Raw genomic sequence first — 19,809 nt, forward strand, 5'->3', positions numbered from 1 at the left:
ACCCGGCGCCCCGCGGACCTCCAAACAAAAACCCCGCGCACACCAAGCCCCGCAAGGGGCGCGGGGAACGGCGCGACCAGCCCCCACCCACCCGCAGACGACACACCCGCAGACAACACCCTGCGCCCCGCGGAGCGCCCCGTATGACCCTGATCACCACCCTCGCCCGCCTGGAGGCCGTGGACACCGGCCGGGCCCAGCCCCTCACCACCGTCCGCCACCGGCACCTCACCGACCGCCCCCTCGTCCTCGTCCCGCTCACCACCGCCGGAGAGGCCGGCGCCCCGCTGGGAGCCCTCGTCGGCACCGACCGCGCCGCCCCCCGGCTGCTGACCGTGGCGCAGCCCCGCGACCGCGACCTGCGCTTCGCGTTCCTCGCCCAGCTCGCGGACATCGTCCTGCCGTACATCGACGACTACGCGGGCGACGTCGAGGCCGCCGAGCGCAGCGAGACCGACCCGGAGACCGGCAAGCGGGTCAAGGTCGAGGTCGAGCTGTGCACGGACGCACCGCAGTTGATCGTCCCCAGCCGGGCCGGCATCGAGCTCGTACGGCTGCTGGGACGCTCCATGCGCTTCCGGCGCACCGCCGAGCAGGACCCCGAGTCCCCGCATCCGGCGCCGCCGCGCGTGCCGCTGCTCGGGCGGTGGCTCACGCACTACGGGGAGCGGGCCCGGGTGCCGGGTTCGTCGCTCCTGACGGCCCTCACCGATGTCCTGTCCCGGCACTGGGCGACCGGCCAGTCCACCCTGGAGGACCAGCACCTGGGTGCGCTGCTCGCCTGGATCGACCCTCCGGAGGGCGCGTCGGGCGCCGAGGCGGCGCTGCGGGCCGAGCTGCTGCGGGACGGCCAGGGCCAGCTCGTCTGTCCGCCCGCCGGACCCGCCACCGACCCGGCCTTCGACAACAAGCTGCTCGCCCCGGCCATCGAGCGCCACCACCACGCGCGTACGGCGTTCGCGGCCGCCGAGGACGGTGTCGAGGCGGACGACCGGCTCGGTGAGCTCACCGCCGCCGAGCAGCACATCCGCGATCTGGTGGCGAGCCGCACCCGCCCCACCTGGGACGCGGTGTGGCACGGCATCGACCTGCTGCGGACCCTGCCGGAGGGCCCGCGCGCGGCCGACCGGTGGACCCGCGACCGCTGGTCGTTCACCGGCCACCGGGACCGCGTCCTGGCCGGTGAACCACCGCAGCCGCGCCGCGACGACGCGGTGACGGCGGCGAACAAACTCGCCACGCGCGAGCGCGAACAGGCCCGTCTGGAGGCGCAGGAGGCCCTCGACGACCCGCTCGTCATGGCCGGACGGCGGCTCGCCGGTGAGGCCTTCGCGGGCGAGGTCGTCGACGTCGTGATGGCGTTCAGCGAGGGGAAGCGGCCCAGCCCGCGCCCCCTGGTGACCGTACGCACGGACGACCGGCCGCATCTCGGCGAGCGCGCGAAGGTCTACCGCTCGCTCGCCGGAAAGCCGCAGTCGGCGGAGTTCGTGGGCTACGAGGGCCCCACCCCCGGCGACCCGGCCGAGTCCTCCCCGTCTTCCCCGCCCTCCGAGCCCGACAGCGTGCTCGTCGTGCTGCGCGTCCTCGACAAGATGGGCCGCGGCAAGGAGCCCGAGCCCGGTTCCGTACCGGAGAAGGGCGACCGGCTCTGCTTCACGCTCTTCGAACACGAGCAGCGGGGCGGCGCGAAGCTGCCCGACCCGGAGAACACGCCGTGGACGCACGGCGGCCCGCCCGGGGAGACCGACGCCGCCCCGCGGCCGGACGCCGTGACCGAGGAGGACATCCTGTGACCGCCGTGTTCGACCCGGCCGCCGTGTTCGACCCGGGTGCCGAGGCCACGCGCGCCACCGACGCGATCCTGCGCGACACCCTGCACGGGACGCACCGCGGGGTGGTGGTCGACTCGCCGCCCGGCGCGGGCAAGTCCACGCTCGTCGTGCGGGCCGCCCTCGAACTGGCCGCCGCCGGACGCCCGCTGATGGTCATCGCCCAGACGAACGCGCAGGTCGACGACCTGGTGCTGCGCCTCGCCGAGAAGAACCCCGAACTGCCCGTCGGCCGGCTGCACAGCAGCGACGCCGACCCGTACGACAAGGCGCTCGACGCGTTGCCGAGCGTCCGCAAGTCCGCGAAGGCGGGCGACCTCGCCGGGCTCGACGTGGTCATCTCGACAGCGGCGAAGTGGGCGCACGTCAAGGGTGTCGAGCCGTGGCGGCACGCGATCGTCGACGAGGCGTACCAGATGCGGTCGGACGCGCTGCTCGCCGTGGCCGGGCTCTTCGAGCGGGCGCTGTTCGTGGGCGACCCGGGCCAGCTGGACCCGTTCGCGATCGTCGGCGCGGAGCAGTGGGCCGGCCTGTCCTACGACCCCTCGGCCTCGGCCGTGACGACGCTCCTCGCGCACAATCCGGAGCTGCCGCAGCACCGGCTGCCCGTCTCCTGGCGGCTTCCCGCGTCGGCGGCACCGCTGGTCTCGGCCGCGTTCTACCCCTTCACGCCGTTCCGCAGCGGTACGGGCCACGGTGACCGCCGGCTCACCTTCGCGGCGGCGTCGGACGGCTCGGGCCCCGACCAGGTCATCGACGAGGCGGCACGGTCGGGCTGGGGCCTGCTGGAGCTGCCGCCCCGGCACACCCCGCGTACGGACCCGGAGGCGGTCAGGGCCCTCGCCCTGGTCGTACGCCGCCTCCTGGACCGGGGCGGCGCGGCGACCTCGGAGCGCTCCCCCGACGCGGCCCCGCTGACGGCCGACCGGATCGCCGTCGGCACCGCCCACCGCGACCAGGCGGCGGCCGTCCGCGCGGCCCTCGCCGAGCTGGGGGTCCCCGAGGTCACCGTGGACACGGCGAACCGGCTGCAGGGCCGCGAGTTCGACGTGACCGTCGTCCTGCACCCCCTGTCGGGCCGCCCCGACGCGACGGCCTTCCACCTGGAGACGGGCCGCCTGTGCGTCCTGACCTCCCGCCACCGCCACGCCTGCATCGTCGTCTGCCGTGCCGGTGTCACCGGCCTCCTCGACGACCACCCCTCCACGGAACCGGTCCAGCTGGGCGTCACGGTGAAGTTCCCGGACGGCTGGGAGGCGAACCACGCCGTGCTGTCGCACCTCGCCGAGCACCGCGTGCCCTGGGAACAGGAATCGTGAGAGGGCCTCTTGCGCGGTCAAGGGACAATGGACGGTGGCCCGTCCGCACGGGCGGGCCGACCGCTGTACGAGGAGGAGAAGTCATGGCGGAGCCCACGCCGCGTCGGAACGAACCGCGGCTTCGCCCCGCGCCCCTGCTCTTCGAGCCCGCCGAGGCGGCCGCCGATCCGGAGCACTTCTTCGACCTGGAGTCGATCGACGACCCCCGGGCGCTGCTGGACCGCGCCACGGAGCTGACGCACGCGTTCCGTGCGGCCACCGACCGGGCCGTCGAGTTCCAGGCGATGGCCGCGGCGCAGCTCGCGGACCCCCGCCGGTTCGACCGGCTCACCGCCGGGGTGATCGCCGAGCGGGCCGAGTGGACCGAGGACTACGCGAAGAAGATGATCGAGTTCGGGCAGGAGCTGCTGCGGGGCGCGGACGCCGAGGGGTACGCGGACCCGATCTGAACCCGCCGCCTGGCATATGCCAGGCGGGCAAGATACTCCACCCCGTCCCCTCCTGTCCTGGATTCCCGCAACTCTGTGGATCTACTCGTTCACCCCGAGTAGACCTGGATGCCATGGACAGCGACCGGAACCTGGTAAGTACCGCCCCCCACCGCCCCGGCACCGACCCGGGCACCGGCACCGGCACCACCGAGGCGCTCCCCCACCTGTTCGCCGCCCTCGGCACCCCCGAGGTCGCCGAAGCCGACGAGATCACCGAAGTCACCGGGGTCACCCCGGAGGGGGCGGCCTGGCTCGCCTCGGCAGGAACGTATCCGCGCAGCACGCGCGTCCTCTGGGAGGACCGGCCCTGCGCCCCGGTCGTGCTGGCCTGCGGCTCCGCCTTCGACGTGGTCAGCGCCCCCGCGGTCTTCGGCCGTCACATGCTGGACCGGCTGTGGGACGAGGGTCCGGGCTCGGGCCCGGTGGCCGCCCACCGGGGCCGGATGCTCCTGTTCGCCGCGCCCGGCACGGCACAGCGACTGCCCTCGCTCCTGGAGTGGGAGGAGTGGGGTTCCGGCGGCGCCTCCGACCGCGGCCGGTCCATCCCGCCGCTCCTGTGCCACGGCACGGGCGACGCGGTGACGGTCCCCACCCCGGCCCCCGGCCTCCCCTCCCACGGCTTCCCGGGCTCCGGCTTCCCCTCCCCCGGCTCCCCGACTTCCGGCGGCCGGGCCACCGCCCATCGGAGCGCCCACCGAAGCGCCCACCGGACCACCACCACCGGCCGGACCGCGGCCCGCCCCGCGGCGCCGACCGCCGCCGGGCGCCTCGACTCCCGCTGGCTCGTCGCCCCCGACACCCGTGATCCATGGCTGCCGGGCCCGGAGGTCATGCTCTGGGCGGCGGTACGTGCTGCCCGGTCAGCGGCCCGGCGGCAGCTCTCGGAGCCCCGCCCGACAGCGCCGATATCGATTTTTCCTCCCGCCGATCAGAGTGCTAAGGTCTACGACGTCAGCAGGCGCCGCTAGCTCAGTTGGTTAGAGCAGCTGACTCTTAATCAGCGGGTCCGGGGTTCGAGTCCCTGGCGGCGCACAGACGGTGAGAAGCCCCTCGCGGAAGCGGGGGGCTTCTCGCGTACCGCCTCCGCGCGCCTGCCGACCTCGGCCACTCGTCCTCGCCGCTCGCCCTCGACCGCCAGTCCTCGGCCGCTCGCCTTCAGCCTCCCGTCGAGATCTTCACCGTCCACGCCCCCGAGGGCGTCCGGTCCTCCACCTCGATCCGGACGTTCTCACCGGGCACGGTGAAGCTCTCCCCGACGCCGACCGGCGCGTCCGCCAGCGGCGCGTAGACCGAGTCGTCCCAGCAGGCCCCGGACCCCGGGTGCGCGTCGACGACCTCGATCGGGCCGCGGCCCGACTCCGCCCCGCTGCGTACGCGATAGACGAGCACACCCTGCGAACAGGCCGCCCGGTCGTTGCCCGCCGGCCCCCGCACCTCGAAGGCGAGGACGCGGTCCCGCGCCGTCCGCACCACCGCGAGCTTGGTCCCGCCGCCCGCCCCGAACGCCACCGAGCCCGCGGCTCCGGCCGTCCCCGCCGAGCCCCGCAGGTCCGCCGGGGTCTCCGCGGCCGCTGCGGGCCCCGCCGCCAGCGGCTCCAGCGTCAGCCGCGTACCCCGCCCGCCCGCGCCCCGCACACACGCCACTTGGCGCGGTTCCAGCCACCCGAGCTTCCACTTGTGCCAGCCGAAGAGGTCGGGGGCGAGTCCGAACTGGCTGCCCATGAGGTCCCAGTCGCCGACGTACGTGTCCCAGTCGCCCTTGCCGTCGACGGGCCGGTGGTAGAGGTCGGGCAGATCGAAGACGTGTCCGGTCTCGTGGGCGAGGACCAGCCGGTCGGGCGGATGCTTCTCGAACACCGTGACGACCCGCCGGATGTCCGTCCCGTCGGCCCGCAACGGCACATCCAGGTTCACCACCTTCGTGGCGTCCGAGTCGACCCCGGGGGCGTCGGGATCCGCGACGAAGTAGACGACGTCGTAGCGGGAGAAGTCGACCTGCCGGTCCGCCGCCGCGAGGGCGTCCCGCAGATACGCGGAGCGCGCGGCCGTGGTCCAGTCGCGCCGTATGGCGTACGAGGTCGACGCCCTCGGCATCCGGATCCACTCACGCAGCGGATGCGGCTCCAGCCGGAACTTCCCGTACGAGGCCTGCTCGAAGAAGCGGCTGGTGGCCGGGAAGTGATCGGCCGCCAGCTCCGCGGGCCCGGTCAGCGGTTCGGCGTCCGGGAAGGAGAGGAAGACCATGACCGCGTCCAGCCGGCGGACGGGCCGCGGATAGGCCGCGTTCCAGGTGTCCAGGCCCTCCGAGTGGTGAGCCTCGGTGCGCTGCAGCGCGCACGGCATCGACAGCGGCACGGCGACCGAGGGACTGGCCAGGGAGGTGGCGGCGAGTGCCGCCATGGAGGTGAACACGGCCGCGGGAACGCGCCACGCCTGCCCTGCCGATGGCGCCTGCCGCGCCGATGACGCCTGGAGTGCCCGCGACGCCGCGGACGTCCGGTCACGCGATCCGTGCCCGTGCCGAGGGGGCCCGGCTCCGCCACGGGTGTGCCCCTTGAAGGGGAGCGGACGCGGCACGTCGACCTCCGGATGCGGAATTCGGGATACCGCACCCAGCCTGTGCCGGTTTGATCGTTTACGCCCTGTTCATCTGATCCAATGGGGTGAGAGGGGCGGCATCCGGCCGCGACGGGACGGAGTGGCGAAGGATCAAGAGGATTTGGGGGAACACCAGGGATGTCGACCGATACCCGGGAGGGCTCCAGCACCCTCCGACACCCCCCGGCACCCCACCCGATGCCCCCGACACCCCCGAGCAGCTCACGGAACGTCACAAGTGATCGGCCGGTGAAAGAACCTGTCCAGGTGCGGGCAGAAACGATCTGTCAGAAAGGGGTGCCCTTCCGGGACACTGGACAGTAGCTGGAAGGCCCAACGGTCAGCCTCTATGATCGGCACACTTTCCTGCGCGGACACGGCTAGAGCGGCCGTCCACCACCGGCCGACCCCCGACGAGACCTGTACGACGAACGAGTGCACAGCGGGAGCGAACGGTGAGCGGAACGTCCGATGGGCCGACGCCCACGGCAGACCTCGTTCGGTCGGCCGTCACGAAGAGTCATGTTGCGACCCCTCCTCGCGCCGGGAACCCTCCTCATGAGGAACGGGCCCGGCGGGTCGAGCCCCTGGCGGACCCCTTGGCGGATCCCCTGGTGAAACCCCTGATCGACACCCCGGTGGACCTCTCCGCCGGACTTCCGGCCGGCCTCTCCGCCGAGTTCCCGGTCGGCCTGGCGGCCGGTCTGCCGACGCGGCTCTCGGCCGCCGCCCCGACGGGGATCCCGGCACGCCCCGAGACCGGTACCGAAGTGGAGGAAGAAGCGGAAGCAGACGTCGGCACCCATACCTTTCGAGCCACTTTCGCGGCGGCGCCCCTCGCGATGGCCGTCGTGGACCGGGACGGCCGGGTCGTCACGGCCAACGACGCCCTGGCCGCGCTGCTCGGCAGGGGCTCCGACGGGCACGGTCTGACCGGCCGCATCGCCGCCGATCTGGTGGACCTCGCCTCGGACACCCGCACCTGGCACGCGTACCGCGAGGTGCTCCGCGGCCGGCAGGCCAGGCTCCGCTGCACCCGGCGCCTCAAACAACCCGACGGCCACTCGCTCTGGGCGCAGGTGACGGTCAGCCCGCTGCCCGAGGAGGAGCGGGCCGTACTGATCTCGGTCTCCGACATCAGTGCCCGCCGGGAGCTCCAGGCCCGGCTGCGGCATCTGCAGATGCACGACCCGGTGACCCGTCTCCCCAACCGCACCCTGTTCTTCGAGCGGCTCGCGGCGGCCCTGGAGGCGGAGGCGTACGAGGAGTCGGGCACCGGCCGGATCGGCCTGTGCTACCTGGACCTCGACGGCTTCAAGGCGGTCAACGACACGCTCGGCCACCGCGTCGGCGACCGGCTGCTCGCGGCCGTCGCCGAACGGCTGACCCGCTGCGCCAACGAGGCCGGGTACGCGCGAACGGCCACCCCGCTGGTCGCCCGGCTCGGCGGCGACGAGTTCGCCCTGCTGGTCGAGGACTCCACGGGTACGGAGCAGCTCGCCGACCTGGCCGACTCCGTACTGAAGTCGCTCCAGGTGCCCTTCGACCTCTCCGGGCAGCGGCTGTCGGTCTCGGCGTCGATCGGCGTCGTCGAGCGGCACGCGGCCGGCACCACGGCGACCGCGCTGATGCAGGCCGCCGACACGACGCTGTACTGGGCGAAGGCGGACGGCAAGTCCCGCTGGACCCTCTTCGACCCGGAGCGCAACGCCCACCGCATGACCCGCCAGGCGCTCTCCTCCACCCTGCGTCCCGCCGTGGAGCGCGGCGAGTTCGCCCTGGAGTACCAGCCGCTGGTGTGCATGGAGAGCGGTCAGGTGCGCGGCGTCGAGGCGCTGGTGCGCTGGAACCATCCGCAGTTCGGCACGCTGACGCCGAATCGGTTCATCGGACTCGCCGAGGAGGACGGTTCGATCGTGCAGCTGGGCCGCTGGGTGCTGGCCACCGCCTGCCGGCAGGCGCGCCGCTGGCAGCTGGACCACCCGGACGCGGAGCCGATCTTCGTCAGTGTGAACGTGGCGGTGCGGCAGGTCTGGGACTCCGACCTGGTGTCCGACGTGGCGGCGATCCTCGCGGAGACCGGGCTCGCCCCGCACCTGCTCCAGCTGGAGCTGACCGAGTCCGCCGTGATGGGCTCGGCGGGCCGGCCGCTCCAGGCCCTGCAGGCGCTCAGCGAGATGGGCGTGGGCATCGCCATCGACGACTTCGGCACGGGGTACTCGAACCTCGCCTACCTGAGCCGGCTGCCGGTGTCGGTGCTGAAGCTCGACGGGTCGTTCGTGCGCGGCTTCCAGTACGAGGGCGGCGACGGCTCGGCGGCGCCGCCCAACCCGGCCGACGAGGTCGTCGTCGAGGCGATGATCCAGCTCGCGCACCGGCTCGGTCTGACGGTCACCGCCGAGTGCGTGGAGACGGCGGGCCAGGCGACCCGGCTGCGGCGCATCGGCTGCGACACCGGCCAGGGGTGGCTGTACTCCCGGCCGGTCTCACCGGACCGCATCTCCGCGCTGCTGACGGCGGCGGCCTGCCCGCAGACCTGAGGGCAGGCGCCAGGGGTGTCAGGCGCAGGCTCAGGCCTGCGGTGCCGCGGGCAGTCCGTAGGCGTCCGCGATCAGCTCGTACGAGCGCAGGCGTACGGCGCCGCTGTGGGCCATCGCCGTGAGCATCAGCTCGTCGGCGCCCGTGCGCTTGCGCAGGTCGTCGAGCCCGGAGCGGACCTCGTCGGCGGCACCGTGGATGACGTTCGTGTTCCAGGAGTCGACGAACTCGCGCTCCATCGGACTGAACGCGTACGCCTCCGCCTCCTCCGGCGTGGGGACCAGACCGGGGCGGCCGGTACGCAGGCGGACCATGTTCAGCGCGGCGGCCATGATCTGGCGGCGGGCCTCCTTCTCGTCGTCCGTGGCGAGGGTGGAGACGCCGATGAGGGCGTAGGGCGCGTCGAGGACCGCCGACGGCCGGAAGGACTCGCGGTACAGGTCCAGCGCCGGGACCGTGTTCTGGGCCGAGAAGTGGTGCGCGAAGGCGAAGGGCAGGCCCAGGGTGCCGGCGAGGCGGGCGCTGAAGCCGGAGGAGCCGAGCAGCCACACCGGGGGCCTGTTCGGGGACTGGACGCCGCCCGGGGAGGTCGACTGGACCGGGCCCGGGACGGCGTGGATGCGGGCGTACGGGTGGCCGTCCGGGAAGTCGTCGTCCAGGAAGCGGGTCAGTTCCGCGAGCTGCTGGGGGAAATCGTCGGCGCCCTCGTTCAGCCGGTCGGTGCGGCGCAGGGCCGCGGCCGTGGCGCCGTCCGTGCCCGGGGCCCGGCCGAGGCCGAGGTCGATGCGGTCCGGGGCCATCGCCTCCAGCGTGCCGAACTGCTCCGCGATGACCAGCGGGGCGTGGTTCGGCAGCATCACGCCGCCGGAGCCCAGGCGGATGCGGGTCGTGTGGGCGGCCAGATGGGCGAGGATCACGGCCGGTGAGGAGGAGGCCACGCCCGGCATGGAGTGGTGCTCGGCCACCCAGTAGCGGTGGAATCCGCGGCTCTCCGCGAGGCGGGACAGCTCGACGCTGGTGCGCAGGGCCTCGGTCGCGGTGTGGCCCGCGCCCACGGTGACCAGGTCCAGGACGGAGAGGGGCACGGGGGCGGTGCCCTGTGCCTCGCCTCGGATGTTGCCGGTGCCGCTGGTTCCGCTGGTCACGGGGTGCCTCCTGTTAGAGCTCGCGTCGTCCGCGGAGCCCTAACAGGAGGATGACTCCGCTTTATTCCCTCACCCCCTGGGGACTCCGCCCCCAGACCCCCGATCGGCCTGAACGGCCTCGTCCTCAAACGCCGGACGGGCTGAAAAACCCCAACCGTCGGCCGGAGCCGGAAAACGCCGGCCAGGCGACGCTGAAAAGCCGGGGCGCAGCCCCGCTTTTCAGGGGCGCGGGGAACTGCGCGACCAGCCACCCCCGACCCGCACCAAACAGACAACCGGGGGCGCGGGCGAAGCCCCGCCTACAAGGGGCGCGGGGAACTGCGCGCTCAACCACACCCCGACCCGCACCCGGCGAACGGACCCGGGAGGCGAGGGCGAAGCCCCGCCTACAAGGGGCGCGGGGAACTGCGCACCCAGCCCCCACCGCACCCGCACGCCTACACCTGCACCAACGGCCTCCGCCGGAACAACGCCCCCAGATCCGGCGCGTTCACCCGCCGGTCGGCAAGCCGCAGCGCCTCCCACGCCGTCACCTGGTTCGCCGTGAGCACCGGCTTGCCGAGCGCCTCCTCCAGCGCCGGAATACACGCCGCCGTGTGCAACGCGGTGTCCGGCAGGAGCACCACCTCCGCCTCCGGACGGTCCGCCGCCCGCGCCAGCTCCAGCACCTCCTCCTCACCCCACGTCCCGACCTCCGCCGCGGTGATGATCCCGGACCCGTGCACGGACAGCACCTCGATACCCGCGTCGGCCAGGAACGCCGAGAAGAGCGCGGCCACGTCGTCCGGATACGTCGCGCCGATCGCGACCCGCTTCGCCCCCAGCTCCCGTACCGCGTGGGCGAACGCGAAGGACGTCGAGGAGGCCGGCAGCCCCGCCGTCCGGGCCAGCGTGCGGACCTGGTCGTGGGCGCCCTGCCAGCCGTACACGAAGCTGCCGCTGGTGCAGGCCCAGACGACCGCCTCGGCACCGGACAGGCGCAGCTCCTCCACGCCCGCCCCGAGGCGGGCGTCCGCGCCCATCTCCAGCAGCGCGTCCACACGGTGGGCGTCCTCCCCGATGTCCGTGTGGACGACCTGGAGGCGGATGTCGCTGCCGAGGAGCTGCTCCATGCGCGGGTAGTCGTCCTCGGCCGAATGGCCCGGGTAGAGGAATCCGAGAGCCGTCATGCCCAACCTTCCTGTTCTTCCGGTAGTGCGGGTGCTTCCGGGAGCGCGGAGACTTCCGGCAGCGCGGGCGGTGCGGGCCGCCGGCGCGCCGACTCGTCGGTCAGCGCCTGGTACGGCCCTACCGCCCGGGTACCCAGGTGACGCAGTGCGGCCCACATCGTCACCTGGTTGGCCGAGATCACCGGAATGCGCAGTTCGGCCTCCAGCTGCGGGATGACGTCGTACGTCGGGAGGTTGGTGCAGCTGATGAAGAGCGCGTCCGCGTCCCCGTGCACCGCGCCGCGGGCCATGTCGACGACATCGCGGTACGGGACCTTCCAGATGTGCCTGGTCAGGCCCATGTAGGCGCGCCCGGTGACGGTGATGCCCGCCTCGGCGAGGTACTCCTCCAGGGACTGAGTGACGGAGACGGTGTACGGCGTGACCAGCGCGATACGGCGCACGCCCAGCTCCTCCAGGGCTTCCAGGAGGGCGCCGGACGTGGTCACGGACGGGATCTCGCCGGCCCTGGTCATGGCCTCGCACATCGCGCGCTCGCCCGGGATGCCGCCGACGAAACTGCCGGACGTGCAGGCGTACGCGACGATCTCCGGGGCGACGGCGTTCAGCGCGCGCACCGCGTCGCCGAGCGTCTCGTGCTCGCTGACCAGGCGTGCCAGGTCGAGGCTGACCTCGACGGGCACGAAGGGGGTACGGGTGAGGTGCAGCGACACCTCGTCGGGCACCCATCGCCACAGTTCGCGGTCGAGGGCGAAGTCGAAGGGTGCGACGACGCCGACACCCCTTTGAGGGTGCGGTCCACCAAGGAAGGAGACGTCCATGAGCAGCCCCAAACTCGGGTCGAGCGAGTGAGTGGAGACCGGCCGCGGGCCGGGGGACACCTAGCCGGCGAAGGCCGGGACGTCGGGACAGGAACAGGCGGGACTCCCGGAACCCCCGGGGTGGAATCCCCCGGAAAAGAGCCCGTGTTGACGAAGGTAGGTTCGGGTGCGAGCGTGGTCAATCCGCCCATCTCAGACGGCTCGTCCGATGTCCCGCAGCCGTGCCCCGGATTAAGGAAAGCGGACCCGCGTTGCGAAACGGTTTCACCCCGATGACCGCTCCCCCATCCCCTGCCTCGGCCGCGGACATGGCCGAGAGACCGACGCTGCTGGTGCTGGACACCGACCCCCCGCCCCGGCTCGGCCAGCTGGCCGGGCGGGTGCGGGTCGAGCACGCGGACGACTCGACGCTGGCCGCGCTGCTGCCCTCCGCGGACGCCCTGCTGGTCTGGAACTTCGCCTCGCACGCGGTGCGCCACGCCTGGCCGGGGAAGGGGCCCCGACCTCGCTGGGTGCACTCCGCGAGCGCCGGCGTGGACCATCTGATGTGCCCGGAACTCGCCGAGTCGGACACCGTGGTGACCAACGCCCGCGGTGTCTTCGACCAGCCGATCGCGGAGTACGTGGCGGCGCTGGTTCTCGCCATGGCCAAGGACCTGCCGCGCACTCTGGAGCTCCAAGGGGCGCGCGAGTGGCGGCACCGCGAGTCGCAGCGGATCGCGGGCACGCGCGCGTGCGTGGTGGGTTCCGGACCCATCGGCCGAGCGATCGAGCGCACTCTGGGGGCGCTCGGGATCACGACCGCGCTCGTGGGGCGTACGGCACGCGACGGCGTGCGCGGGCCGGAAGAGCTGGACCAGCTCATCGCGGCCTCCGACTGGGTGGTGTCGGCGGCGCCGCTCACCGACGACACGTACGGGATGTTCGACGCGCGGCGGCTGGCGCTGATGCGGCCGTCGGCGCGCTTCGTGAACGTCGGCCGCGGGCAGCTCGTCGTGGAGGACGCGCTCGTCCGCGCCCTGCGGGAGCGGTCGATCGCGGGGGCGGCGCTCGATGTCTTCACGCACGAGCCGCTGGGCCCCGACAGCCCGTTGTGGGAGGTCCCCGGCCTGATCGTGTCCCCGCACATGAGCGGCGACACGGTGGGCTGGCGGGACGAACTGGGTAGACAGTTCGTGGAGTTGTACGAGCTCTGGGAGGCGGGCGAACCCCTGCCGAACGTCGTCGACAAGCGGCGTGGCTACGTACCTGGCCACTGACACACGTTGCAGGGCACCCGTTGCGGGGCACATGTTGGAGGGGCGATGACCGGATGACCGAGCTCACCGAACTGACCGCTGTACGGCTCGTCGAGGGGTACCGCAAGGGCGAGTTCAGCCCGGTGGACGTGGTGCGGGCCACGTTGCGCAGGGCCGAGGAGATCCAGCCCGCGGTGAACGCGTTCGTACGTCTCGACGAGGAGGCGGCCCTCGCGCGGGCCGCGGAGTCCGCCGAGCGGTGGCGGCGCGGTGAGCCGGCCGGGCTGGTGGACGGTGTGCCGGTCTCGGTGAAGGACATCCTGCTGATGCGCGGCGGGCCGACCCTGAAGGGGTCGCGGACCGTGTCGGCGGCGGGCCGCTGGGACGAGGACGCGCCGTCCGTGGCGCGGCTGCGCGAGCACGGGGCGGTGTTCCTGGGCCGGACGACGACCCCCGAGTTCGGCTGGAAGGGCGTCACGGACTCGCCCGCGTCGGGTGTGACCCGCAATCCGTACGATCCCTCGCGCACCGCGGGCGGGTCGAGCGGCGGGAGCGCGGCGGCGGTGGCGCTGGGCGCGGGGCCGCTGTCGCTGGGCACGGACGGCGGGGGCAGTGTCCGTATCCCGGGCTCCTTCTGCGGGATCTTCGCGCTGAAGCCGACGTACGGGAGGGTGCCGCTGTACCCGGCGAGCGCGTTCGGGACGCTCGCGCATGTGGGGCCGATGACCCGGGACGCCGCGGACGCGGCGCTGATGATGGACGTCGTCACGGGCCCGGACGCACGGGACTGGTCGGCGCTCGCTCCGCCGACGGCGGCGGACGGCTCGTACGCGGCAGCTCTGAGCGCCGGCGCCGGTGGTGTGCGGGGGCTGCGGGTGGCGTACTCGCCCTCCCTCGGCGGGCAGGTGGCGGTGCGGCCCGGGGTCGCGGCGGCGGTGCGGCGCGGGGTGGAGGGGCTCGCGTCCCTCGGTGCGTACGTCGAGGAGGCCGACCCCGACTTCACGGATCCCGTGGAGGCGTTCCACGCGCTGTGGTTCGGCGGGGCGGCGCGGGTGACGCAGCGGCTCGGGCCCGACCAGCGGGCGCTGCTCGACCCGGGGCTGCGGGAGATCGTCGGGCGGGGGGAGCGGTTGAGCGCGCTGGACTACCTCGCCGCGGTGGACGTCCGGATGGAGCTGGGGCGGCGGATGGGGCTGTTCCACGAGACGTACGACGTGCTGGTGACGCCGACGCTGCCGATCACGGCGTTCGAGGCGGGGGTGGAGGTGCCGCGGGGGTCCGGGCACCGGCGGTGGACGGGGTGGACGCCGTTCACGTACCCGTTCAACATGACGCAGCAGCCTGCGGCGACGGTGCCGGTGGGGGTGGACGAGGAGGGGCTGCCGGTGGGGCTGCAGATCGTGGGCGCGCGCCACGGTGACGGGGTTGTCCTGCGGACGGCGCACGCGTTGTACGCGGCGGGGGTGGGCGGGATCGCGCCGCCGCGACGGTAACGCTGCGCTGTGCGGCGCGGTCAGCCCGTGCGGCCCGGTGGGGGCTCGTCGCGCAGTTCCCCGCGCCCCCCGACGGCGCCTCCGGCGACCGCCCGAACCTCGGAACCTCACCACCGTCAGCCCCTGCGGCCCGGTGGGGGCTCGTCGCGCAGTTCCCCGCGCCCCTCGGCGGCGCCTGCGGCGACCGGCCGGGGGGGGCGGCGGGGGTTGTTTTTAGGGGCGCGGGGAACTGCGCGGTCAGCCCCCACCGGCCCGCGGCATACGACGGCGGCCAGACCCGGAAACCCGGGCAGTCGCCGCAGGCGCTGTCGAGGGGCGCGGGGAACTGCGCGGTCAGGTCCCGTCGGGGGCCTACGTTCGGTTGAAGGTCAAGGACTCGCCGAGGGCCCCCGCGCGCCACAGGTCGTTGCAGGCCTCCGCCATCTCCGGGAGGCCTTCCACCACCGTGCCCCAGACGATCCCCGGCACCCACCCCACGTCTCCGTTGAGCAGCAGGTTGTTCCGCTCGTAGAAGAGGGCCAGGTCGATCACGGGCGTGCCCGCCTGGACGCCGGCGGAGGCGCCGTCGTATCCGTACGCCTGCGAACCCAGCTGCGTACCGGAGAACGAGAAGTAGCAGAGGTCGCCCGGGATGGGCGTGACGGTCGGGTTCTCCAGCGGCGGTTCCGCCGGCGCGAACGCCGGGAGCAGGGTGTAGATCTCGTTGCGGGCGTACTTCGCGTGGTACACGTCGCCACCGAGCGGCAGCGCGTTCCACACCGCCTCGCAGGTGATCGGGGCACGGTCGTCGAGGAGCTTCGCGGTGCAGTGCACTCCGCGCTTGGGCAAGGACACAGTGATGTAACGGTCGGCCATGCGATCCATGGTCCACCCGGGGTCAAGACCGCCGCCACACGTGTAGGGGGCGCAAATTAATCCGAATAAGTCGCATCGTCCTGGGTAGCCGCGCGCCCATGGCTCCACCATTTGCGAACGACTCGAAGGAAGCTGCGAGACGAGCTTCGTCGGAGGCAGGGATCCGCGGCCCACGCGGCACGAGCCGCCGGTCGCTGCTGGCGGGTGTCGCGGCGCTCGGTGCGCTCGGCGCCGCCGGCTGCAGCCGCGTGGCCACGGCGTCGGGCAAGGACGGCGGTGATCTCCTGAGCCGGCTGAAGGCGCTGGGCGTCGTCCGCCTCGGCATCGCCGGCGAGATCCCCTTCGGCTACATCGACAAGGACGGTGAGCTCACGGGCGAGGCACCCGAACTGGCCAAGATCATCTTCAAGCGGCTGGGGGTGGACCGCGTACAGCCCGTGCCGACGGAGTTCGGCTCGCTCATCCCCGGTCTGCAGTCCCAGCAGTTCGACGTGGTCGCCGCCGGCATGTACATCAACGCGGACCGCTGCGCGCAGGTGATCTTCTCCGACCCCGACTACCAGATGCTCGACGCCTTCATCGTGCGCAAGGGCAACCCCAAGAACCTGCGCGACTACAAGGACATCGTGAAGTCGAAGGCGAAGTTCGCCACCGGCACCGGCTACGCGGAGATCCAGTACGCGGTCGAGGCCGGCTACAAGGAGAGCGACATCCTGATCGTCCAGGACCAGGTCGCGGGCCTGAACGCGGTCGAGGCGGGCCGTGTCGACGTCTTCGCCGGGACCGCGCTGACCATCCGCGAGGTCGTGAAGAAGTCCCGCAAGGTGGAGTCGACCGAGCCGTTCAAGCCGCTCGTGGGCGGCAAGCCGCACGTGGACGGCGGCGGCTTCGCGTTCCGTCCGACGGAGACGAAGCTGCGGGACGCCTTCAACGTGGAACTCGCCAAGATGAAGGAGAGCGGTGAACTGCTCAGGATCCTGCGGCCCTTCGGCTTCACCAAGAACGAGATGACCGATATGACCGCGAAGGAGCTGTGCGGCGGATGACATCGGGACTCTGGGAACTCGTACTGAAGGGGATCTGGGTCACGGTCCAGCTGCTGGTCCTCAGCGCGCTGCTGGCCGGAGCCGTCTCCTTCGTGGTGGGCGTCGCACGCGTCCACCGGCTGTGGATCGTCCGCTTCCTCGCGGGCTTCTACACCGAGGTGTTCCGCGGCACCTCGGCGCTGATCATGATCTTCTGGGTGTTCTTCGTGCTGCCGCTGGCCTTCGGCTGGCAGCTCGTCCCGATGTGGGCGGGCACGCTCGCGCTCGGTCTGACGTACGGGGCGTACGGCTCCGAGATCGTGCGCGGCGCCCTGAACTCCGTCGACCCGGCGCAGACGGAAGGCGGCATCGCGCTCAGCTTCACGCCCTGGCAGCGGCTGCGGCTCATCCAGCTGCCGCAGGCGGTGCCCGAGATGATCCCGCCCTTCTCCAACCTGCTGATCGAGCTGCTCAAGGGCACCGCCCTGGTGTCCGTGATCGGCATGGGCGACCTGGCCTTCAGCGGGAACCTCGTACGGCTCGCGCTGCAGGAGAGCGCGGAGATCTACACGTACATCCTGCTGATCTACTTCGTGATCGCCTTCCTCCTCACGCGGCTCATGCGCGGCCTGGAGAAGCGGCTGAAGGCCGGGCTCGGACAGGCTTCCGACAAGGGTGCGTCCAAGCGTGAGCTGCGCCGCGCCGAGACCACCGAAGTCGGCGGAGGTGCCGCATGACATGGGACTGGAGTGCCGTCGGCGACTTCATGCCGCACTTCTGGGACGGACTGCTGGTCACCCTGCAGGCCCTGGTGCTCGGCTCGCTGATCTCCTTCGCGCTCGGCCTGGTGTGGGCGCTGCTGATGCGGGCGCCGTCCCGCTGGGTGCGCTGGCCGGTCGGGGTCGTCACGGAGTTCATCCGCAACACCCCGCTGCTGGTGCAGCTGTTCTTCCTCTTCTATGTGCTGCCCGAGTGGGACATCACGTTCTCCGCGATGACCACCGGTGTCGTCGCGATCGGGCTGCACTACTCGACGTACACGATGCAGGTCTACCGGGCCGGCATCGAGGGTGTGCCGGCCGGCCAATGGGAAGCGGCCACGGCACTGAACCTGCCCATGACCCGGACGTGGACCGCGGTGATCCTGCCGCAGGCGATCCGCCGGGTGGTGCCCGCACTGGGCAACTACGTCATCTCGATGCTCAAGGACACACCGCTGCTCATGGCGATCACCGTCCTCGACATGCTCGGTGAGGCGCGGCTGTTCGCGCAGCAGAACTTCCAGTTCACCGAGCCGCTGACGGTCATCGGTGTGGCCTTCATCCTCATTTCCTATCCGGCTTCCCTCCTCATGCGAGCCCTGGAGCGACGTCTTGTCCGCTGACACCCCTTTGAACAAAGAGCCCGACGCCACCTCCGAGGGCACTCCCGACAACGTGCCCGAAGGCAACCCGGCGGTGGACGGCAGCGAGCTGATCAGGTTCGACAAGGTCACCAAGCGCTTCGGTGACAACACGGTCCTCGACGACCTCGACTTCTCCGTCGCGTCCGGCAAGCACGTCACGCTGATCGGCCCGTCCGGCTCCGGCAAGACGACGATCCTGCGGCTGCTGATGACCCTGCTCAAGCCCGACGAGGGCACGATCAAGGTCAACGGCGACTACCTCACCCACGAGGAGAAGAACGGCAAGCTGGTCCGGGCCGGCGAGAAGCACATCCGCGAGGTCCGCAAGAACATCGGGATGGTCTTCCAGCAGTTCAACCTCTTCCCCAACATGAAGGTGCTGCGCAACATCACCGAGGCGCCGGTCACCGTGCTCGGCATGTCCAAGGACGCCGCCGAGGAGCGGGCCCGCGAACTGCTCGACATGGTGGGGCTCGCCGAGCACATCGACAAGTACCCGAGCCAGCTCTCCGGCGGGCAGCAGCAGCGCGTCGCGATCGCACGGGCCCTGGCGATGCGGCCGCAGGTGCTGCTCCTCGACGAGGTGACGTCCGCGCTCGACCCCGAGCTGGTCGCGGGCGTCCTCGACGTGCTGCGGGACATCGCCCACAGCACCGACATCACGATGCTGTGCGTGACCCACGAGATGAGCTTCGCCCGGGACATCTCCGACCAGGTACTGATGTTCGACTCCGGGCGGGTCCTGGAGTCCGGCCCGCCGGAGAAGATCTTCGGCGACCCGGAGCACGACAGGACCCGGGAGTTCCTCGGCGCGGTGCTGTAGCGGCCGACGTCGCGGGGACCGGTGCTGTGGCGGCCGGAACGCGTCGGCAATCTCGTCGACATCCCCTCCTCGTGGGCGGCCCGGCCGCTATCGTGGAGGGGGCCCGGCCGACCGGGCCGCGTTGATGTGCCGGTCGATGTGCACCGCGTCGGCTCGCACGCCGGGCCGCAAAGCGCAGGGGGCCAACCGTGGCGCTGAAGCACGAGTCGACCGCGCCGTACCACTCCGCCCAGCACGCCCTGCGCGTCCTGGAGACCGTGGCACGGCACTCCACCGGCGTCACGGACGTCGAGCTCGCCCGCCACACCGGCCTCGGCACCGAGCGCCTGACCGCGCTCCTGCGGCTGCTGCGCCGCGAGGGATACGTCGAACAGCTCGGGGACGGGGCGTACGCCACCGGGGAGGCCTTCGGCCGGCTGGACTCCGCGCACCACCGCGACGAGGCCCTGCGCGTCCAGCTCCAGCGCAACCTCGACCGGCTGCGCGACTCGGTCGGCGCCGCCGTCTACATGAGCCGGTACGTGGACGGCGAGATCCACGTCACCCAGTGCGCCCAGAGCCCGGCCAACCCCGCCGTGAACGAGTGGGTGGACTTCCGCTCCGCGGCCCACGCCAGCGCGATCGGCAAGAGCCTGCTGGGCCAGCTCGACCTGAACGGCCGGCGCGACCACCTCTCCCGCCACCGGATGGCCCGGCTCACCTCGCGCACCATCACGAGCGAGCGGGTACTCCTGTCCCGCCTCGACGCCCAGGCACCGACCGTGCCCGTGCTCGACCTCCAGGAGTACGCGGTCGGCACGGTCTGCGCGGCGGTCCCCATCACGGCGGGCTCGGCCGTGGGCTGCCTCGCCCTCTCCCTCCCGGTGGAGGACGCCCACCGGCTGCGCGAGGCGGCGCGGACCCTGAACAGGGGCGCGGCGCCGGTACTGCTCTCCCTGGCGATCTGAGACACCCCGGCCCGCCGGCCGGGGCCGGTTCGGGCGCGGTTCCGGGTGCCGGTCCCGGTGGTCCGGAGCACCCCTGAGGACCGGGTAGTATTTTCTTTGTCGCCAGCCGCGAG

At 72.4% G+C, this 19,809-nt stretch carries 17 protein-coding genes and 1 tRNA gene; 13 read left to right on the forward strand and 5 right to left on the reverse strand.

The genetic code is table 11. The annotated features are described in order from the left end of the window. Positions 1-143 precede the first annotated feature (143 nt). From ACLVWQ_RS24080 to ACLVWQ_RS24100, 5 genes are all read left to right on the forward strand, one after another. Positions 144-1,793, forward strand: a complete 1,650-nt coding sequence (locus ACLVWQ_RS24080) for a hypothetical protein (protein ID WP_414111231.1) — start codon at positions 144-146, stop codon at positions 1,791-1,793. Further along, a complete protein-coding gene (locus ACLVWQ_RS24085; protein ID WP_414111232.1) occupies positions 1,790-3,148 on the forward strand; it encodes an AAA domain-containing protein in 1,359 nt (452 codons plus the stop codon). The genes ACLVWQ_RS24080 and ACLVWQ_RS24085 overlap by 4 nt, the downstream gene beginning before the upstream one ends. Positions 3,149-3,231: 83 nt before the next feature. Beyond that, a complete protein-coding gene (locus tag ACLVWQ_RS24090) occupies positions 3,232-3,597 on the forward strand; it encodes a hypothetical protein (RefSeq protein ID WP_414111233.1) in 366 nt (121 codons plus the stop codon). Positions 3,598-3,848: 251 nt separating this feature from the next. Beyond that, the gene (locus ACLVWQ_RS24095; protein ID WP_414111334.1) at positions 3,849-4,607 is read left to right on the forward strand and encodes a bifunctional DNA primase/polymerase; all 759 of its coding nucleotides are present in this window, start codon (positions 3,849-3,851) and stop codon (positions 4,605-4,607) included. Further along, positions 4,598-4,671 (forward strand) — tRNA-Lys (locus ACLVWQ_RS24100). The genes ACLVWQ_RS24095 and ACLVWQ_RS24100 overlap by 10 nt, the downstream gene beginning before the upstream one ends. A 123-nt stretch (positions 4,672-4,794) precedes the next feature. On the opposite strand, the gene ACLVWQ_RS24105 is transcribed toward ACLVWQ_RS24100, so the two are convergent. Next, positions 4,795-6,039 (reverse strand): M6 family metalloprotease domain-containing protein, encoded by a 1,245-nt coding sequence (locus tag ACLVWQ_RS24105; RefSeq protein WP_414111234.1) that lies wholly within the window; start codon positions 6,037-6,039, stop codon positions 4,795-4,797. A 653-nt stretch (positions 6,040-6,692) separates the two neighbouring features. On the opposite strand from ACLVWQ_RS24105, the gene ACLVWQ_RS24110 reads away from it, so the two are divergent. Further along, positions 6,693-8,777, forward strand: coding sequence for a putative bifunctional diguanylate cyclase/phosphodiesterase (locus ACLVWQ_RS24110; RefSeq protein ID WP_414111236.1), 2,085 nt, complete (start codon positions 6,693-6,695; stop codon positions 8,775-8,777). A 30-nt stretch (positions 8,778-8,807) separates the two neighbouring features. Here ACLVWQ_RS24110 and ACLVWQ_RS24115 read toward each other — a convergent pair whose 3' ends face one another. From ACLVWQ_RS24115 to ACLVWQ_RS24125, 3 genes are all read right to left on the reverse strand, one after another. Beyond that, positions 8,808-9,920, reverse strand: coding sequence for an LLM class flavin-dependent oxidoreductase (locus tag ACLVWQ_RS24115; protein ID WP_414111237.1), 1,113 nt, complete (start codon positions 9,918-9,920; stop codon positions 8,808-8,810). 437 nt (positions 9,921-10,357) lie between these two features. Further along, positions 10,358-11,089, reverse strand: coding sequence for a decarboxylase (locus ACLVWQ_RS24120; protein ID WP_414111238.1), 732 nt, complete (start codon positions 11,087-11,089; stop codon positions 10,358-10,360). Beyond that, on the reverse strand, positions 11,086-11,910 hold the full coding sequence (locus ACLVWQ_RS24125) for a decarboxylase (protein ID WP_414111239.1): 825 nt from the start codon (positions 11,908-11,910) through the stop codon (positions 11,086-11,088). Before ACLVWQ_RS24125 ends, ACLVWQ_RS24120 begins: the two co-directional genes overlap by 4 nt. A 272-nt stretch (positions 11,911-12,182) precedes the next feature. On the opposite strand from ACLVWQ_RS24125, the gene ACLVWQ_RS24130 reads away from it, so the two are divergent. Then, complete coding sequence (locus ACLVWQ_RS24130; RefSeq protein WP_414111240.1) at positions 12,183-13,169, forward strand: D-2-hydroxyacid dehydrogenase; 987 nt, start codon at positions 12,183-12,185, stop codon at positions 13,167-13,169. A 53-nt stretch (positions 13,170-13,222) separates the two neighbouring features. Continuing rightward, positions 13,223-14,641: an amidase gene (locus tag ACLVWQ_RS24135; RefSeq protein WP_414111241.1), complete on the forward strand. Its 1,419-nt coding sequence runs from the start codon at positions 13,223-13,225 to the stop codon at positions 14,639-14,641. 351 nt (positions 14,642-14,992) lie between these two features. Here the strand turns inward: ACLVWQ_RS24135 and ACLVWQ_RS24140 are convergent, their stop codons facing one another. After that, positions 14,993-15,496 (reverse strand): DUF3830 family protein, encoded by a 504-nt coding sequence (locus ACLVWQ_RS24140; RefSeq protein ID WP_414111242.1) that lies wholly within the window; start codon positions 15,494-15,496, stop codon positions 14,993-14,995. A 98-nt stretch (positions 15,497-15,594) separates the two neighbouring features. Here ACLVWQ_RS24140 and ehuB point away from each other — a divergent pair, with 98 nt between their 5' ends. The 5 genes from ehuB to ACLVWQ_RS24165 all read left to right on the forward strand — a co-directional run bounded on the left by ehuB (position 15,595) and on the right by ACLVWQ_RS24165 (position 19,696). Next, entirely contained in the window at positions 15,595-16,542 is a 948-nt protein-coding gene (ehuB, locus tag ACLVWQ_RS24145; RefSeq protein WP_414111243.1) for an ectoine/hydroxyectoine ABC transporter substrate-binding protein EhuB, read from the forward strand. Beyond that, positions 16,539-17,258: an ectoine/hydroxyectoine ABC transporter permease subunit EhuC gene (gene ehuC / locus ACLVWQ_RS24150; RefSeq protein ID WP_414111244.1), complete on the forward strand. Its 720-nt coding sequence runs from the start codon at positions 16,539-16,541 to the stop codon at positions 17,256-17,258. The genes ehuB and ehuC overlap by 4 nt, the downstream gene beginning before the upstream one ends. Beyond that, entirely contained in the window at positions 17,255-17,905 is a 651-nt protein-coding gene (ehuD, locus tag ACLVWQ_RS24155) for an ectoine/hydroxyectoine ABC transporter permease subunit EhuD (protein ID WP_414111245.1), read from the forward strand. Before ehuC ends, ehuD begins: the two co-directional genes overlap by 4 nt. A 73-nt stretch (positions 17,906-17,978) precedes the next feature. Further along, positions 17,979-18,749 carry an ectoine/hydroxyectoine ABC transporter ATP-binding protein EhuA gene (gene ehuA / locus ACLVWQ_RS24160; protein ID WP_414111335.1) on the forward strand — a complete coding sequence of 257 codons (771 nt, stop codon included), beginning with the start codon at positions 17,979-17,981 and terminating at the stop codon, positions 18,747-18,749. A gap of 188 nt (positions 18,750-18,937) precedes the next feature. Further along, on the forward strand, positions 18,938-19,696 hold the full coding sequence (locus ACLVWQ_RS24165; protein ID WP_414111246.1) for an IclR family transcriptional regulator C-terminal domain-containing protein: 759 nt from the start codon (positions 18,938-18,940) through the stop codon (positions 19,694-19,696). The last annotated feature ends 113 nt before the right edge of the window (positions 19,697-19,809 follow it).

This window comes from Streptomyces sp. CWNU-52B (assembly GCF_047444975.1).
GTDB lineage: Bacteria > Actinomycetota > Actinomycetes > Streptomycetales > Streptomycetaceae > Streptomyces.

Coding starts and splice junctions, on each gene's coding strand:
- ACLVWQ_RS24080 (WP_414111231.1), top strand. CDS start 144: ATGACCCTGATCACCACCCTCGCCCGCCTGGAGGCCGTGGACACCGGC.
- ACLVWQ_RS24125 (WP_414111239.1), bottom strand. CDS start 11,910: ATGGACGTCTCCTTCCTTGGTGGACCGCACCCTCAAAGGGGTGTCGGC.
- ACLVWQ_RS24140 (WP_414111242.1), bottom strand. CDS start 15,496: ATGGCCGACCGTTACATCACTGTGTCCTTGCCCAAGCGCGGAGTGCAC.
- ACLVWQ_RS24130 (WP_414111240.1), top strand. CDS start 12,183: ATGACCGCTCCCCCATCCCCTGCCTCGGCCGCGGACATGGCCGAGAGA.
- ACLVWQ_RS24105 (WP_414111234.1), bottom strand. CDS start 6,039: ATGGCGGCACTCGCCGCCACCTCCCTGGCCAGTCCCTCGGTCGCCGTG.
- ehuC (WP_414111244.1), top strand. CDS start 16,539: ATGACATCGGGACTCTGGGAACTCGTACTGAAGGGGATCTGGGTCACG.
- ACLVWQ_RS24135 (WP_414111241.1), top strand. CDS start 13,223: ATGACCGAGCTCACCGAACTGACCGCTGTACGGCTCGTCGAGGGGTAC.
- ACLVWQ_RS24090 (WP_414111233.1), top strand. CDS start 3,232: ATGGCGGAGCCCACGCCGCGTCGGAACGAACCGCGGCTTCGCCCCGCG.
- ehuD (WP_414111245.1), top strand. CDS start 17,255: ATGACATGGGACTGGAGTGCCGTCGGCGACTTCATGCCGCACTTCTGG.
- ACLVWQ_RS24120 (WP_414111238.1), bottom strand. CDS start 11,089: ATGACGGCTCTCGGATTCCTCTACCCGGGCCATTCGGCCGAGGACGAC.
- ehuB (WP_414111243.1), top strand. CDS start 15,595: ATGGCTCCACCATTTGCGAACGACTCGAAGGAAGCTGCGAGACGAGCT.